This is a genomic window from Micromonospora taraxaci (genome assembly GCF_007830095.1).
GTDB lineage: Bacteria > Actinomycetota > Actinomycetes > Mycobacteriales > Micromonosporaceae > Micromonospora > Micromonospora taraxaci.
Genome location: NZ_VIWZ01000002.1, coordinates 329,343 through 344,327, shown reverse-complemented (window position 1 = coordinate 344,327; position 14,985 = coordinate 329,343). Strand labels below are relative to the sequence as shown.

At 71.4% G+C, this 14,985-nt stretch carries 14 protein-coding genes; 4 read left to right on the top strand and 10 right to left on the bottom strand.

The window, feature by feature from the left end:
* Positions 1-30: 30 nt before the first annotated feature.
* The 5 genes from FHU34_RS30665 to FHU34_RS33170 form a co-directional block, all read right to left on the bottom strand.
* Positions 31-1,521 carry a glycoside hydrolase family 130 protein gene (locus FHU34_RS30665; RefSeq protein WP_145786114.1) on the bottom strand — a complete coding sequence of 497 codons (1,491 nt, stop codon included), beginning with the start codon at positions 1,519-1,521 and terminating at the stop codon, positions 31-33.
* Positions 1,518-2,570 (bottom strand): glycosyltransferase, encoded by a 1,053-nt coding sequence (locus FHU34_RS30660; protein ID WP_145786113.1) that lies wholly within the window; start codon positions 2,568-2,570, stop codon positions 1,518-1,520. Before FHU34_RS30660 ends, FHU34_RS30665 begins: the two co-directional genes overlap by 4 nt.
* A complete protein-coding gene (locus FHU34_RS30655) occupies positions 2,567-3,703 on the bottom strand; it encodes a glycosyltransferase (RefSeq protein ID WP_145786112.1) in 1,137 nt (378 codons plus the stop codon). The genes FHU34_RS30660 and FHU34_RS30655 overlap by 4 nt, the downstream gene beginning before the upstream one ends.
* 104 nt (positions 3,704-3,807) lie before the next feature.
* Complete coding sequence (locus FHU34_RS30650; RefSeq protein WP_145786111.1) at positions 3,808-4,812, bottom strand: glycosyltransferase family 4 protein; 1,005 nt, start codon at positions 4,810-4,812, stop codon at positions 3,808-3,810.
* Positions 4,809-4,982, bottom strand: a complete 174-nt coding sequence (locus FHU34_RS33170) for a hypothetical protein (protein ID WP_167524987.1) — start codon at positions 4,980-4,982, stop codon at positions 4,809-4,811. The genes FHU34_RS30650 and FHU34_RS33170 overlap by 4 nt, the downstream gene beginning before the upstream one ends.
* 453 nt (positions 4,983-5,435) lie before the next feature.
* On the opposite strand from FHU34_RS33170, the gene FHU34_RS30645 reads away from it, so the two are divergent.
* Positions 5,436-6,617, top strand: coding sequence for a low temperature requirement protein A (locus FHU34_RS30645; RefSeq protein ID WP_145786110.1), 1,182 nt, complete (start codon positions 5,436-5,438; stop codon positions 6,615-6,617).
* A gap of 7 nt (positions 6,618-6,624) precedes the next feature.
* Here FHU34_RS30645 and FHU34_RS30640 read toward each other — a convergent pair whose 3' ends face one another.
* From FHU34_RS30640 to FHU34_RS30630, 3 genes are all read right to left on the bottom strand, one after another.
* The gene (locus FHU34_RS30640; RefSeq protein ID WP_145786109.1) at positions 6,625-7,656 is read right to left on the bottom strand and encodes a medium chain dehydrogenase/reductase family protein; all 1,032 of its coding nucleotides are present in this window, start codon (positions 7,654-7,656) and stop codon (positions 6,625-6,627) included.
* A 91-nt stretch (positions 7,657-7,747) separates the two neighbouring features.
* Positions 7,748-8,290, bottom strand: coding sequence for a TetR/AcrR family transcriptional regulator (locus FHU34_RS30635; protein WP_145786108.1), 543 nt, complete (start codon positions 8,288-8,290; stop codon positions 7,748-7,750).
* A gap of 82 nt (positions 8,291-8,372) precedes the next feature.
* Entirely contained in the window at positions 8,373-9,254 is an 882-nt protein-coding gene (locus tag FHU34_RS30630) for a helix-turn-helix domain-containing protein (RefSeq protein ID WP_145786107.1), read from the bottom strand.
* Between the two features lie 131 nt (positions 9,255-9,385).
* Between FHU34_RS30630 and FHU34_RS30625 the strand changes: the two genes are divergently transcribed.
* Positions 9,386-10,252 (top strand): oxidoreductase, encoded by an 867-nt coding sequence (locus tag FHU34_RS30625; RefSeq protein WP_145786106.1) that lies wholly within the window; start codon positions 9,386-9,388, stop codon positions 10,250-10,252.
* Between the two features lie 6 nt (positions 10,253-10,258).
* On the opposite strand, the gene FHU34_RS30620 is transcribed toward FHU34_RS30625, so the two are convergent.
* Positions 10,259-11,803: an MFS transporter gene (locus tag FHU34_RS30620; protein ID WP_244312058.1), complete on the bottom strand. Its 1,545-nt coding sequence runs from the start codon at positions 11,801-11,803 to the stop codon at positions 10,259-10,261.
* Positions 11,804-11,907: 104 nt separating this feature from the next.
* Here FHU34_RS30620 and FHU34_RS30615 point away from each other — a divergent pair, with 104 nt between their 5' ends.
* Positions 11,908-12,387, top strand: coding sequence for a winged helix-turn-helix transcriptional regulator (locus tag FHU34_RS30615; protein WP_145786105.1), 480 nt, complete (start codon positions 11,908-11,910; stop codon positions 12,385-12,387).
* A 280-nt stretch (positions 12,388-12,667) separates the two neighbouring features.
* Positions 12,668-13,918 carry an HNH endonuclease signature motif containing protein gene (locus FHU34_RS30610; protein WP_145786104.1) on the top strand — a complete coding sequence of 417 codons (1,251 nt, stop codon included), beginning with the start codon at positions 12,668-12,670 and terminating at the stop codon, positions 13,916-13,918.
* A 237-nt stretch (positions 13,919-14,155) separates the two neighbouring features.
* On the opposite strand, the gene FHU34_RS30605 is transcribed toward FHU34_RS30610, so the two are convergent.
* Complete coding sequence (locus tag FHU34_RS30605) at positions 14,156-14,905, bottom strand: protein kinase family protein (protein WP_145786477.1); 750 nt, start codon at positions 14,903-14,905, stop codon at positions 14,156-14,158.
* Positions 14,906-14,985 lie beyond the last annotated feature (80 nt).

Sequence of the window (14,985 nt, the reverse complement as noted above, 5' to 3'; positions counted from 1 at the left end):
AGCCGGCCGCCGGGGCAGCACCACCAACGGTCATCCACCACGCTCGCCCGATGGCGGAACCTCCACCATCGCGGCCAGGAGAGCAGGCACCGGCACCGTGGCGAAACCCACCCGGGCGTCACTCGCCCCGTAGGGCAACCACAGCTCGCCGTCGTGCACGAGCCCACCACAGGAGTAGACGACGTTGGGGACGTACCCGTCCCGGTCGTCCTCCTCAGGTGCCAGGAGCACGCCGGGTAGGTGCGCGACGATCCGCTCCGGTCGGTGCAGGTCGAGCAGGAGCGCGCCGATCGCGTACCGACGCATCGGACCGACACCGTGGGTCAGCACGAGCCAGCCGACGTCGGTCTCGATGGGAGATCCGCAGTTGCCGACCTGGATCAACTCCCAGCTCTCGGCCGGAGCGTGCAGCGGGACCGGGGCCTGCCAGCGGTTCTCGCCGTCCAGGGTGGTCAGGCCGATGGTTTCGCCGTCGGCGCGGCACAGCGCCAGGTGCCGGCCGCCGACGGTACGCGGGAACAGCGCGATCCCCTTGTTGCGAGCGCCCGGACCACGCATCGGAGTCATCTCGAAGCGGCGCAGGTCGTCGCTGACCAGAGTGCGGGTGGCGATGCTCCGGCCGTCGTAGGCGGTGTAGGTGGCCCGGTACACCGGCCCGGACTCGTCGACGAACCGGACGAACCGCGCGTCTTCCATGCCGTTGCTCTCCGCCGGGGAGGCTGGCCAGAGCACCCGTTGGTGCAGAGCCGTGTCGGCGGGGAAGGCCGTGGCGTAGCTACCGGCGTTGGTACGACGTAGTTGTTCGACGGTGCCCATCCCGGTGCTACGGGTGAGCAGATCGGACGGCAGTGCGCCCAGCACCCGCTCGAAGGTGGCCTCGTCGTATCGCTCGGGCAGGGCATCCAACACCGTGGCGGTGACCTCGTTGTCGCAGTCCTCCTCGGCCAGGCCGGCGACGAGCAGGTCCCGACGGTGCCGCACGCCCATCCGCTGCCCGACGACCAACGGGCCGGCCCGGTCGGCGACCGCGAGCTGTCGCCCGGGTCCGATCACCGCGGTGGCGAATCCGATGGACGACACGTGCCCTTCCCCGACCTGACGCAGGCTGACCGCGACGCGCAGCTGCCCGTCGCCGAGATCGGTCTGGTCCGGGTGGGCCACCATCGACGGGTTGCACAGGGCGGCGGCCTCGACCGCGTACTCGTGGCTGAAATAGGCGCCGACCAGCAGGCGGCTGGTCGGCGAGAGGTCTCCGGCCCGAGCGGCCCGGTGCCGGACCAGGTCGTAGTGGTGGTGGAACGTGCCGGCCAGGTCGCGGTGCCGGGCGCCGAACCGGTCGAACGTGTCCCGCAGCAGCCGGCCGGTCTCCTCGTCGTCGAGGTGCGCGACCCGGTCGATGAGCGCCCGCGCGCGGGTGCGGACGACCGCGGCGTCCTCACCGGGAACGAAGAGCTTGATGATGACCCGGCGTGGATCCGGGGTGAGGGTGACGTCCTGCCGGACGGCCAGACTCCGGGTCACGACCACCGCCGGGCGTGTTGCAGCGTGGAGATGAGCGCGAGGGTGGACTCGGCGCCCTGGTTGAGGTTGGGCCCGTGCGCGGTCAACCCGTCGTAGCCACCACCGGTCGCCGGATCCCACATCGGCGTGCCGAGGTCGTTGTCGCCGAGGAACCACCCCACCGCCTGCCGCACCCCGGCGTCCCACGCGGGATCCCCGGTGACTGTGGCCGCCGTGGCGCAGGCGTCGGCGAAGGCGGCGACCTCGATCGGCTGCTGGTCGTGGTGCAGCCGGACGGCACCGTGCCGCCAGCCGCGAGCGGGTACGACCGACAGCCGCCCGTCGCGGAGCTGGACGTCGCGCAGCCAGCTCAGCATCCGCAGCCCGTCGTCGAGGGGCGGGCCACCCTCGCGTAGCTGGCTGGCGGCGATGACCACCTCGGCGAGGGCGGCGTTCGCGTAGGTCAGCTCCTGCCGTGGCCACGGCCAGCGCGGGTCGGACCCGGCCCGGCCGACCGCGGCTGCCGCGTCCGCCAGCAGCGACGCCGCGGCGACGTGGCCCGGGTGGCGGCGGAGCACCTCGGCCGCGCCCAGACCGGCGAAGGCCATCGTGTGCGGCGCTTTGGCGCGTCGGCTGGCACCCCGGCTGAAGGCGACCAACGCCTCCTCCCGTACCCAGGGGGCGGGGCTACGGGCGATGGCCGTGCCCAGGCCCCACAGCGCCCGACCCCACCAGTCGCCCAGCCCTGGTTCGTCGGCCCAGCGCCGGTCGTGCCCGAGTCGGTTGCGGAACGCGCCGCCGGTGTCCTGAGCGTGGGTCAGGAACGCGAGGTAGCGCTCGGCGAGCCGGAGCAGCTCCTCGCTCGGTTCCGGCTCCCGGCTGACGACCACCAGGCCGCGGGCCACGTCGTCGGTGCAGTAGCCGTGCTCGCGGCGGACGATGGCGTGCCGGGCGTGCTCGAACAGACCGGTGTCGTCGCTCAGCCGGGCCAGGTGCGCGAAGCTCGGCGCGGGTGCCTTTACCCAGCGCCCACTCGTCGAGGTCCAGGGGCGTCCGGTGGTCGCGGTCATGCCGGCACGGCGCTGACGGCGGGTGAGCGGGCCTCGATGAGTCCTTCGGCGAGGGTGCTGTAGCGGGCCGCCACCGCAGGCCACCGCAGGTGCGCGGCCAACGGGCGGACCCGCCCGGCCAACCGGGCGGACAGACCCGGCTCGGTCAGGACCCGCCGGATCGCCTTCGCCAGCGCCGCCGGGTTCTGGTGGGGTACGACCAACCCTGGCCCACCGGTCAGCAGCTCGACGGCGTGCGGGAACGCCGTCGCCACGACGGGCACCCCGGCGGCCACCGCTTCGATGAGTACGCCGGAGGTGACCTGTTCGCGGGAGTCGTAGGGCAGGACGACCACGTCGGCGGAGCGGATCAACCGGCCCAGCGCCTCCTGGTCGTGGTAGACGTCCTGGTAGTCGACGGCGTGCGCGACGCCCAACTGGGCGCCGAGCTGGTGCAGCCCCGCCCGGTACGCCTCACCGTGGTGCTCGATCACCTTCGGGTGGGTCCGCCCGGCCACCGTGTAGGTGGGAGTCGGTTCCAGATCCTGCAACCGTGCGAGGGCCCGCAACGACCACTCGATGCCCTTGCCCGGCCCGAGCAGCCCCCAGGTCAGCAGGTGCGGACGGGTGCGCCGATCGACGGGCACACCGGCGAGCTCGGCGGCTCCGTGCGGGATGACCGTCACCTTGCCCGCCGGCACGGCGTACCCGACGAGCAGCCGGTCGCGGGCCGTGTCGGTCATCGTGACGACCGCGCCGGCGGTGGCCACGATCTGCTCCAGCAGGGACTTCTGCCGGGCGGAGGGCTGTCGGAGCACGGTGTGCAGGACCACGATGCTCGGCACGCTGAGCCGACGCAACAACGGCAGAACGTCCTCGCCGTCGGTGCCGGGGTAGATGCCGTACTCGTGCTGGACGATCGCCACGTCATACGCGTTCAGAGCGGCCGCCGCGTCCCGCCAGCCGGCTGGGGTACCCGCCGACCAGGTGTGCACGACCCCGGGCACGGGCCGTTGGTCGTCGCCCTGGCCGGCGACCCGGACGATGCCACCCGGTGTGCCGTCGGCGGTCAGCTGGGCCGCGAGGGCCGCGTTGAAGGTGGCCAGTCCGCACCGGGTCGGTGGGTGGGTACTGAGGAATCCATAGCTGGGCATGAGTGTCGGGCCTTCCGGTTGTCGGCCACCCCTGGAGTACGGGGGCGAGCCTCACGCGAGGCGGCGCACGCCGGCCAGCGTGTGTGACCGGCGGAACGGGTGGTTCAGCCGTGGACGAGCTGGTCGTAGACGGCGAGGTAGTCGGTGACCATCCGGTCCGCGCCGAAGCGCTTCCGCGCCTGCTCCCGGCACTCCACCCGATCGAGGCTGGTGGCCCGGGTGACCGCTTCGACAGCCTGGTCGACGGTGTGCACGAGGAAGCCCGTGACCCCCTCGTCGACGACCTCCGGCATGGACCCCCGCTGGTAGGCGACGACAGGTGTGCCACAGACCATCGATTCCACCACCGACAGCCCGAACGGTTCGTCGAAGGCGATCGGGTGCAGCAACGCGGTGCTGCCACCCAGCACCTCGGCGCGCCGACGCGGGCCCACCGACCCGAGGAAGACGACCTGGTCGCCGTCGATGTGCGGGGCCACCTCTTCGGCGAAGTACCGCTCGTCCTGCACGATCCCGCAGATGGTCAGTGGCCGGCCGGCACGGCGGGCGATCTCGATCGCGGTGTGGGTGCCCTTGTCCGGGTGGATCCGACCGAAGGCGGCCAGCCCGGAGCCGGCCTCGCTGGTGAACGGCAGTCCACCGACGTCGACTCCGTGGTAGACCGTGGCGACGTAGTCGAGTTCCGGTGCCCGATCGGCGTCGGAGATCGACACGTACGACGAGCGGGCTCGGGCGTAGGCGGGCAGGATCCCCGCGCCGGAGAAACCGTGCACTGTGGTCAGCAGCGGAGCACGGCAGTGCTCCGCGAACGCCAGGGGCAGCCAGTCCAGGTGACTGTGCACCAGGTCGTACTGCGCCGAGCGGGCCATCGCGTGGGAGACGTGCATCGCCTCCCACACCCGACCGTCCAGGTCCGGGTCGTCGGCGTACCCGCGTGGGCACACCCCGTCGAGCTGTGCGGAGGTGACGGAGTCCAGTGTCGCGAAGAGCGTCACGTCGACGCCCCGGCTGACCAGCCCCTCGGCGAGCAGGCCGGTCACCTGCTCCCACGGGCCGTAGTGGTGCGGGGGCGTACGCCAGGCGACCGGCCCGAGCAGCGCCACCCTCACGGAGAGGCCGCGTCAACGAGATCAGCTGGGTTGAGGTGCAGGGTGGCGAGCAGCCCGGAGTGCTTCGCCGGGTCCACGCGCTCCGGCAGCTCGCGCTCGACCCAGTCCGCTCGGGCCTGCTGGCCCCGGTCGCGAAGTGCGGTGATGATCCGGTCCCTGGCGATCCTCATTCGGTGCTCCCCTGGTAAAGGCGTTCCTGGTAAAGGCGTTCGAAACGATCGTTCGCACGGACGGTCGTGCGCACACGCGCAGGTCGGATCCGGACCACCGAATGTGGCGACCGCGATGACGGGCGAAACCCGACGGCCGGGACGTGGCCGGCAAGGGGCCGACACGGCCAGCAGGTCGCGGTGGCGGGAACGGCGATCGATAACGCCCCTGACGGGCTGGTGGCGACGGCGTCTGGCGGCCACCGGGGTCCCGGGCGACATGTCCACCGTACGCCCTCTCGACCTGCGGCTACACAAGCACCGCTGCCGGACCGACCAACGTCGGGCGCGTACCGGACGGTTCGGCCACCGTGCCGGCTGAGTCACCGGATGGAGGCCAGCCAGCAGCTTTGCCCTGGTTATGGTCGAAATATCACTAGGATCGAGGGGTCAGGGCAGGTAGGCGGGCAGCTGATGACGACCGACCAAGCGGTAGGGCTGGCCCGCGAGGATGAAGGGCCCCAACGGGCGACCCTGCTGGAACTCTTCCTCGACCTGGTCTTCGTTGCCGCACTCGCCCTGACATCACGAACCCTGGCCCAGCGTCTCGACTGGGTCGGGGTCTTCGAAACCGTGGTGCTGTTGATGGCCGTCTGGTGGGTCTGGGCGGCCAGCGCGCTGTCGACCGAACTCCACCACCCCGGTCGCCCCCCGATCTTCGCGATGACGCTGTGGGTGATGTTCGGGACGATCCTGATGGCGGGTGCGCTGCCCGGAGCCTTCGCAGGGCATGGCCTGATCTTCGCGGGCGCGTACGTGGCGATCCAGGTGGGGCGCGGTGCGTTCCTCGTCGCCGTGCCAAGCGGCCGCCTGGCGCAGCAACACTTCGGTCGGTTCATGTTCTGGTTCGCGGTGTCCGCGGTACCGTGGCTCGCCGGCGCCTTCGTGAGCGGTCCGGCGCGGGGCCTGTTGTGGACCGCCGCGCTCGTTGTCGACTACGCGGTTGCCTGGCTTCGTTACCCCACACCGAGGATCGGTCGTCTACCCGCACCCCGCTACGCCGTGGCTGCCGACCATCTGGCGGAGCGGTACCAGCAGATCTTCACGCTCGCCCTCGGCGACCTCATCCTCATCATCACCCTGACCTATGCCGCCCACGACCTGACCCTCGACCGGACGGCGGCACTCCTGGTCGGTTTCACCACGGCAGTGCTGCTGTGGCAGATCTACGTCCACCGCGCCGGGGCCCTGCTGAAAGCCGTCATCGAGGCGTCCCGGGACCCGGGCGGGTTCGTACGCTCCGCGCCCAACACCCACCTACTCATGGTGGCCGGCATCGTGGCCGCCTCCGCGGGCTTCGAAGCCGTCATCGCCCACCCCGCCGAGAGGGCGTCGCCGTGGTTGGTCGGCGTCCTTCTCGGCGGGCCTGCGTTGTTCCTGCTTGGACGTGCCCGGTTCGAGTACGAGGTGTTCAGTCGCGTCTCGCCGTCTCGACTGCTCGCGCTGCTCGTGTTGGCGGTCGCGGGCCCCGTCCTGGTGCTCACCCCGGCACTGGTGGCCGGCCTCGCAGCGACCCTGGTGCTCGCCGGGGTCGCCGTCGCCGACAGCATCCGGGCCCACGGGAACCCGCCCGAACCGCCGATGCCCTCGACGTAGTCGAGGATCAGGGCTCGAGCACCACCTTGCCGGCCCGACTGCGGGTTTCGGCGAACACCAGTGCGGTGGAGACCTCGCCGAGCGGGTAGCGGGCGGCGATCTGCGGCACGATCACTCCCTGCCGCAGCAGGTCGAGCACGATGCCGAGGTCGCCGCGCAGGCGACGCCGGAACGAGGCGCGTCGAGTGAGGTTGCCGGCCCAGAAGTTGTAGAAGCCGGCCCGGTGGCCGTTGGGCAGCGCGTTCCAGGTGTACAGGCGGGCCAGCAGCTTCACGAAGACCCACAGCACCGACTGCCCGGTGCCCACGGCGGCGGCGTTGCCGTAGACGACCAGCTTGCCGCCGGGGGCGAGCAGGCCGTACGAGGTGCGGACGCCGGGGCCGGCGACCGGGTCGAAGACGGCGTCGACGCCGCCCGGCGACAGCTCACGGACCCGTGCGGCCAGGTCCGGATCGCGGTAGTCGAGTGGTTCGACGCCGAGGTCGCGCAGGCCTGCGTGGTGCCGTGCGGCGGCGGTGCCGATGACCCGCAGGCCGAGGTGGCGGCCGAGTTGGACGAGCACGGTTCCGACGCCACCGTTCGCGCCGTGCACGAGGATGGTCTGCCCGGCCCGCAGGTCCGCGCCGCGCAGCATCTGCCAGGCGGTCACCCCGTTGACCACCACGGTCTCGGCCTCGGCGGGATCGAGGTCCGCCGGCACGGGGGTCAGGACGTCGACGTCGACGAGTGCGTGGGTGGCCCAGGCGCCGGTCTTGGTGACCGCCGCCACCCGGGTGCCGATCAGCGAGTCGTCACCGCCGGGGCCGACGGCCCGGACCGTGCCGACGAGGTCGTAGCCGGGCACGAACGGGAACTTCGGCTGGCCGGGGTAGAGGGCCCGGCGCATCTGCTGCTCGGCGAACGAGATGCCGGTGGCTTCGACCTGGACGAGGGCCTGCCCGCGTCCGGGTGCGGGCATGGCGCGTCGGTGCAGCTGGAGCCCGTCGGGCTCGACCACGCCGGGCAGCACCACTTCGGTGATCGTCGTGTCGGTGGTCATTGGTTTCTCCCTCTTGTTTGTAAGTGTGCACTCACACACTTGTGACGTCCGAAAAATGGACCGCCAGCGCGGCCCACTGTCGGGAGTCGGATCAGGGGTGGCGGATGCCGGCGGTCAGAGCGCGAGCCCACGGCTCGGGCACCTGCTCCAGACCGGCGGTCACGATCAGGTGGCAGAGCTGCCCGTACGCGAAGAACTGCTGCACCTGCGCGTCGCTGGCACCGGCCCGGTCCTGCACGAAGGTCGCGACTCGGCGGTAGCCGGCGCGGACCGCCTCGGCGATCTCCGGGATGTCCGTGACGGCCTGCGCCTGAACCTGGAAGAGCAGCAGATCGCGGTCGGCGATCAGCTCGGCGTAGGCACGGCCCATCGCGTCGAGCACCTCCTCCGGGCTGCCACCCGCGGCGCGCTCCGCCCCGGCCTCGATCGCCGTGGCGATCCGTTCGAAGCACGCACCGGCAGCCGCCACGAACAACCCGAGCTTGCCGGAGAAGAGCCGGAAGACGTACGCCTCGGAGATGCCCGCGGCGGCGGCCACGGCGGTGACCGGCGTGGCATGGAAGCCGGTGCGGGCGAACGCCGACACGGCGGCGTTCAGGACGGTGACCCGGCGGGCCTCGGCGGTCGATCGCATGTTTGTAAGTGTGCACTCACAAACAATGAATCGTCAAGCCCACCGCCCCAGACGACCCCGCGCCAACGCTGACCGGCGGCGCTCACTCCAGCGGGTAGAGACGGGCCGGATCGCCGGGCCGGAGGCTGTCCGGGACGTCGTCAGCAGTGCTGGCGGCGATCGAGCCGAGCAGAGCCAACGAGCGCGCCGACTCCGTGCCGGGCTCGGCGTGGTAGATCACCAGCAGCTGCCCGTCGGCGCCCGCTACCGCCAACTTGTCGCAGTACAGGTCGAGGTCACCCACCTCCGGATGGTGGAGTCGGCTGATGATGCCCTCGCGGCGACGCACCTCATGGCGTGCCCACAACCGGCGAAAGCAGTCGCTCTTGATCGACAGCTCCCCCACCAACGCGGCCAGCCGCGGGTCGTCCGCGTCTCCGGCCGAGTCGGCACGCATCTGCCCCACCACGCTCTGCATCGCCTGCCGCCAGTCCCGGAACAGGTCCCGCTCGGCCTCGTCCAGGAACACCGCGCGGAGCCGGTTGGCCCCCGGGGCGAGATTCGGCGACAGCGCCCTGGCCATCGGGTTCGAGGCCAGGATGTCGAGGTAGCGGTTCTGCACGAAGGCCGGCATGGAGAGCTGCCGCAGCAGGTGCAGGATGCTGGCCGGCACCCTCTCGACGGACGGCCGGGCCGCCCGGCGCGAACGCACCCGGGTCAACCCGATCATGTACGCGGTCGCCTCCGGATCCAACCCGAGCACCCCGGCGAGCGCATCGAGGACCTGCACCGAGGGGTGCCGTTCGCGTCCCTGCTCCAACCGCAGGTAGTAGTCGGCGCTGATGCCCGCCAGCATCGCCACCTCCTCGCGCCGCAGCCCCGGCACCCGGCGCAGACCCACGCCCGGACCGAGCCCGACATCCTCGGGTCGGATCTGCTCCCGACGGGCACGCAGGAAGTCGCCGAGCTGGTTGGTCGCGTCCATGTCCTCGACGGTAGGCCGCTTCGCCGACCGGTGACTGGTCGTGTCACTACCAGGAACAACTCGCCCTGCCGGCCGAACGGCTGCCGGCGCACAGTCGCAACTGACCACTGCGATGACGGATCGAGGACGACATGAGCGAGAACCTTCCCGGCGGCCCGCTGACCCTGGCCGACGGCCTCACCCTGAGCCGGATGGGTTACGGGGCGATGCAGTTGGCCGGCCCCGGGGTATTCGGCCCTCCCCGCGACCGCGACCAGGCGCTCGCGGTGCTCCGCGAGGCCGTCGACCTGGGGGTCCGGCACATCGACACGAGCGACTTCTACGGCCCGGTGGTGGTCAACGAGCTGATCCGGGAGGCGCTGCACCCGTACCCCGAAGATCTGCACCTGGTCACCAAGGTCGGCGCGCGGCGCGGCGACGACGGCTCCTGGATTCCCTCCCTGGAGCCGGCGGCCCTGAAGGCCCAGGTCCAGGAGAATCTCCGGCACCTCGGCCTGGAGGTCCTCGACGTGGTCAACCTGCGGGTCGGCATGTCGGAGAGCACCACTGACGCGCCCGTCGGTGAGCAGTTCGCCGCGCTCGCTGAGCTGCGGCAGCAGGGCCTGATCCGGCACCTCGGGCTCAGCGGCGTCACGCTGAACCAGCTCACCGAGGCCCAGGCCATCGCACCGGTGGTGACGGTGCAGAACCTCTACAACCTCGCCAACCGACAGGACGACGCCCTCGTCGACAGGTGCGCGGCGGAGAACATCGCGTTCGCCGCGTTCTTCCCGCTCGGTGGGTTCACGCCGTTGCAGTCCGACACGCTCGACGGCGTCGCCGCCCGAGTGGGTGCCTCGCCGCAGCAGGTCGCCCTGGCCTGGCTGCTCCAGCGCTCCCCCACCACCGTGCTGATCCCCGGCACGTCGAGCGTGGCGCACCTGCGGGAGAACGTCGCCGCAGCCGACCTGAAGCTGCCGGCCGACGCGATCGAGGAACTGGACGCAGTCGCCGCCTAGCCGGTTCTAGTGCTCGTGGGGCCGGTTGCGGATCACTGTGAGCGCGAGCACGGCGGTCACCAGGAAGACGATGCCGTTGATCCGCAGACCCGCCTGGACACCAGAGGTCAGCGCCTCGGCCAGCGCGGACCGGACCGGATCGGGCAGTGGCTGGTCGCCGGTGGCACCGGCGGCCACCGCCGCCTGGACGGCCGTCCGAGTCGGCTCACCCACCTGGTGGGCGGCGAGCCGGTCCGGGAGGTCGGCCAGCATCGTGGTGGTGAGCAGCGTCCCGAGCAGGGACGAGCCGATCACCGAGCCCACCTGACGGGCGGCGTTGACCGCGCCGGAGGCCATGCCCGCCTGGGCAGGCGCGACGCTCGCCAACGCCGCCGCCGTGGCCGGGGCCACCACCAGGGCACTGGCTGCGCCGAACAGCGCGAGCAGTGGCCAACGCTGGCCGAACGGGGTGGTCGGGCCCTGGGCGGCCAGCCCGAAGCTGGCCAGGGCACCGAGGACGAGGCCGGCGGTGAGGGGAGCCTTGAATCCGGTACGACGAATCAGCCGCCCCGCTCCGAAGGCCGCAGCCGCGTAGACGCCGAACAGCGCCAGCATCCGCCAGCCGGTGTCCAGCGGGCTGAGCGCCTGCGCGCGCTCGTGGAACAGGACCATCAGGATGGCCACGCCGGTGAAGCCGAACAACGACACCGCGGCGACGACCATGACGGCGCTGAACGAACCGGACCGGAACAGCCGAACGTCGAGCATCGGCGCGCTGGTGCGCAACTCGACCAGCACGAACCCGACGAGTGCGACAGCCGCCACCACCCAGGCGACAACCATCACCGGGCTGGTGTAGCCGTCCTTGCCACCCTGGATCATCGCGTAGACGGCGGCGGCTATGGCGACGGTGCCGAGCAGCAGGCCGGGTACGTCGAGTCGGGCAGCACTCGGCCGGGACTCCGCCACTCCGATGGCGGCGACGACGAGGGTGACCACACCCAGCACGATGGTCGACAGGTAGACGCTGTGCCACTGGTAGTGCTGTAGCAGCGCGCCGGCGATGAGCGGGCCGACCGCGAGCCCGACACCGGAAGCTGCGGACCACGCGGTGATGACCTCGGTGCGCCGGTGCGGGTCGGTGAAGGTCGCGCTCAGGATCGCGAGGCTATTGGGCAGGATCAGGGCCCCTCCGAGGCCGGCGACCAACTGCCCGACGATCACCCAGGCCGCGTTGGGGGCACCGGCCACCACGGCACCGCCAACGATCATGGCGATGACGCCGGCGCCGAACATGCGCCGGCGTCCGTAGCGATTGCCCAGCGTGGCGGCGGACAGCACCATGCTCGCCACGACCAGGGTGTAGGCGCTGGGGATCCAGATCACGGTGGTGGGGTCGATCCGAAGGTCACGCTGGATGGTCGTCAGGGCAGAGACGGTCGCGGTGATCTGCAGGAACGTGATCATCGCGCCCAGACACGTGGCGATCAGGGTCATCGCGCGAGAGCCGCCGAGCGACGGCCGCGCAGTGGCTGGCGCGGCTGCGGTCGGGGCCGTGGTGTTGGTGGTCACTGGCGTCCTCGATGCTGGTCGGGCTGACTTGCATCTGCATAAGCCAGCAGCGTCCCAGTGAAGCACCTGGCTAGCTTCGACGCAAGTCAGGTAGGCTGGACCACATGGAAGACCTACGAGACGATCGCGACTCCTGGTCGACTGCGAACTGCTCGGTGGCCCGGGCGATGGACATCGTGGGCAGCAGGTCGACCGTCCTGATCATGCGTGAGGCGCTGCTCGGCACACGCCGCTTCGACGACTTCGTCCGCCGGGTAGGCGTCGGCGAGCCCGCCATGGCCGCCCGCCTCAAGGAGATGGTCGCCGCCAAACTGCTCGAACGGATCCCCTACCGGGAGCCGGGGCAGCGCACCCGCCACGAGTACCAACTCACCCGCAAGGGCCGCGAACTCCTGCCCGTGATCACCGCACTGCGCAACTGGGGCGACACCTGGGCCGCCGACGAGGCCGGCCCGTCCGTCACCTCCACCCACCGCAACTGCGGAGAGCCGGTACGCGCAGTGCTCCGCTGCGCAGCCGGCCACGACGTGGAGAGCGGCGACATCGACATCAACGCCGGGCCGGGAGCGATCCGGCGCGCCTGACGGCTCCGGCTTGTTGCGGCCATCAGGGTGAGTGACACCCCCGGCCACCGATCCGGCGATCCCGCGCACGTGACCGCCGATCGACTTGCCTGCGCCCGTGGCGGCCGATCCGGCTATTAGCGCCCCCCGGGCGAGTCGGACGGCCTCCATGCCGCTGCCACCGCAGAGGCGCTGAGCAGGTCCCCATGGCGGTCGGTCGGGCGGCCGCCGTCTCGACCGCCGCCGCCGCGCATCGATCATGACGACTGAATTTGTCGTACACCTGTTCTAGTCTTTGGTCATGGTTGAGGAGTTGGCGCAGGCGGACGACGCGGTCGCTGCCTGCGTCGACACGGCCGCCTGGCCCCTCACCGAGCATGAGCTGATCGCCGCGCTCGACGCTGCGCACCGTCTTCAGCAACGCCTCGCCGCCGTCACCCTGACCCTGGTCCGCGAGATCGACGGCCGCGGCACCGCCCGCGCGCAGGGCGCCTCCACCACCGCGGTCTGGCTACGCGAACGACTGCGCATGACCGTTCCCGCCGCCCGCCGCCTGGTCGACCTCGCCACCGCCCTGGACACCGGCAACCCCGGCATCCGACAAGCGCTGGCTGATGGCGCCATCAACCTGGACCAGGCCCGCGTCATCGCCGACACGGCCACCACCGTGCAGACCACCGCCGATACCGAAACCGCCGGCAAGGCCGTCGGCGTGCTCGTCGACTGGGCCGCGCAGTTCGACCCCACCCTGCTGCGTCGGATGGGCACCCGCATCCTCGACCACGTCGCCCCCGACCTCGCCGACGCCGCCGCTGCCGCGGCCCTGGCCGCCGAGGACGCCCGCGCCACCCGCGACCGACACCTCACGCTGTCCGCGCAAACCGACGGGCGGCTGCGACTCAGCGGCACCCTCGACGCCGAGGCCGCCGGCCTGCTGCGCGCCGCCATCGACCCGCTGAGCGCACCCGCAGGCCCCGACGACACCCGCTGCGCCGGGCAACGCCGCCACGACGCCCTCGCCGACGTCTGCCGACTCGCCCTACGCACCGGCGACCTACCCGACAGCGGCGGCGACCCCGCCCAGATCGTCGTCACCACCAGCTACGACGGGCTGACCCGACAGCTCTCCGCCGGCGCGCTCGACATCGGTCTCCAGCTCACCCCCGACACCGTGCGCCGACTGGCCTGCGACGCCACCATCCTGCCCGCCGTCCTCGGCGGCGCAGGCCAGGTCCTCGACGTGGGTCGACAACGCCGACTCGTCACCGGCGCGCTACGTCGGGCTCTGGTGCTGCGCGACGGCGGCTGCGCGTTCCCCGGCTGCGACCGACCACCCCGCTGGTGCGCCGCCCACCACATCCACCACTGGGCTGACGGCGGGCCGACCAACCTCGACAACGCCGCGCTGCTCTGCGGTCATCACCATCGACACGTTCACCGGGGCGAGTGGACGGTGCGGCTCGGCGACGACGGCCACCCCGAGTTCGTGCCGCCGGCCTGGCTCGACCCCGAACAAATCCCGCGCCGCAACCACTACCACCGACGAACGTAAGCCGATCGGCGATCGCCGGAGCCTTGAGACCGGCGCGCAGCTCGGCCGGCCAGGGCAGCCCACGCGGTTGGTGGTAAAGTCCTCAGCCGCCCCGGCAAACTCTCCACTGGTCGGCGTGCTCGGTCCGGACACCCCACACCGCAACCAAACCACGAGCCAGTAGCGGAGCGGCTTCGGCACCATCGCCGTCAGGATGCCGCCGACCGCCAGGCGCCGCCGCCATGATGCTGCCCGTCTTCATGATGCTGCCGACCGCCAGGAGCGGACCAGCGCTGGCACGTCGGCGTATCGAGCGGTCGGCATCTCTCTGGTTGCCCGCTCCACGACCCGACGCTGCTCGCCGTTGCCCCGCCAGCCCTTCGCGGAGTCGAGAAGGTGGTGCAGGGTGCGGCCGAGCAGGTGCACTGTGGTCCGCTCGTCGATCACAGCGCCACGGGAGAACTCCTCCGGCGCCATGTAGCGGCGAGAGCCGGGAAGACGGTCAGCGTCGAGCACGAACGGCCCGGGCCGGTACTCGTCGAGGTCGATCAGGCGCATCCGTTCGCTCGAGAAGTCGTACAGGAAGCAGCCGTCGTAGAGGTCGACAGCGACGAACCCGGCGGCGCTGACGGCGAGGTGGGCGTCGAGGATCGCGTCGAGCGCCGCCTCCACCTGCGGCACTGGCAGTTGCTGGAATCGGGCCAGCCCTTCGCGGTCGGCACCGTGGGCTGTGGCGTGGTTCAGGACGTCGCCGTCGTACCAGGGGTAGACGAGTGTCGAGCCAGCCGGCCCGTAGGTTGTCTGCACTGGACGGACGATCGCCGGGTGGCGGACTGCGGCGTGCAACGCGCAGGCGCGGTCGAGGGACGCGCGGCTCGGCGCCGTGGTGGCCGTCTTGACGAACCAGCGCTGGCCCGCCTCTTCGACGCCGTAGGAGCGACACCCGGAGCCCTGGGCGTCGAAGACGACGAAGGCTGCCTCGATCGACGGCACGGACAACCAACGCATCGACACCGCGAATCAGCTCCCAAATGACGCGCAAAGTACCCGTTGTGTTACGAGCTTGTTTCCGACGTTACGGCCAGGTT

Coding starts and splice junctions, on each gene's coding strand:
- FHU34_RS30660 (WP_145786113.1), bottom strand. CDS start 2,570: ATGACCGCGACCACCGGACGCCCCTGGACCTCGACGAGTGGGCGCTGG.
- FHU34_RS30655 (WP_145786112.1), bottom strand. CDS start 3,703: ATGCCCAGCTATGGATTCCTCAGTACCCACCCACCGACCCGGTGCGGA.
- FHU34_RS33170 (WP_167524987.1), bottom strand. CDS start 4,982: ATGAGGATCGCCAGGGACCGGATCATCACCGCACTTCGCGACCGGGGC.
- FHU34_RS30645 (WP_145786110.1), top strand. CDS start 5,436: ATGACGACCGACCAAGCGGTAGGGCTGGCCCGCGAGGATGAAGGGCCC.
- FHU34_RS30640 (WP_145786109.1), bottom strand. CDS start 7,656: ATGACCACCGACACGACGATCACCGAAGTGGTGCTGCCCGGCGTGGTC.
- FHU34_RS30635 (WP_145786108.1), bottom strand. CDS start 8,290: ATGCGATCGACCGCCGAGGCCCGCCGGGTCACCGTCCTGAACGCCGCC.
- FHU34_RS30630 (WP_145786107.1), bottom strand. CDS start 9,254: ATGGACGCGACCAACCAGCTCGGCGACTTCCTGCGTGCCCGTCGGGAG.
- FHU34_RS30625 (WP_145786106.1), top strand. CDS start 9,386: ATGAGCGAGAACCTTCCCGGCGGCCCGCTGACCCTGGCCGACGGCCTC.
- FHU34_RS30615 (WP_145786105.1), top strand. CDS start 11,908: ATGGAAGACCTACGAGACGATCGCGACTCCTGGTCGACTGCGAACTGC.
- FHU34_RS30610 (WP_145786104.1), top strand. CDS start 12,668: ATGGTTGAGGAGTTGGCGCAGGCGGACGACGCGGTCGCTGCCTGCGTC.
- FHU34_RS30605 (WP_145786477.1), bottom strand. CDS start 14,905: ATGCGTTGGTTGTCCGTGCCGTCGATCGAGGCAGCCTTCGTCGTCTTC.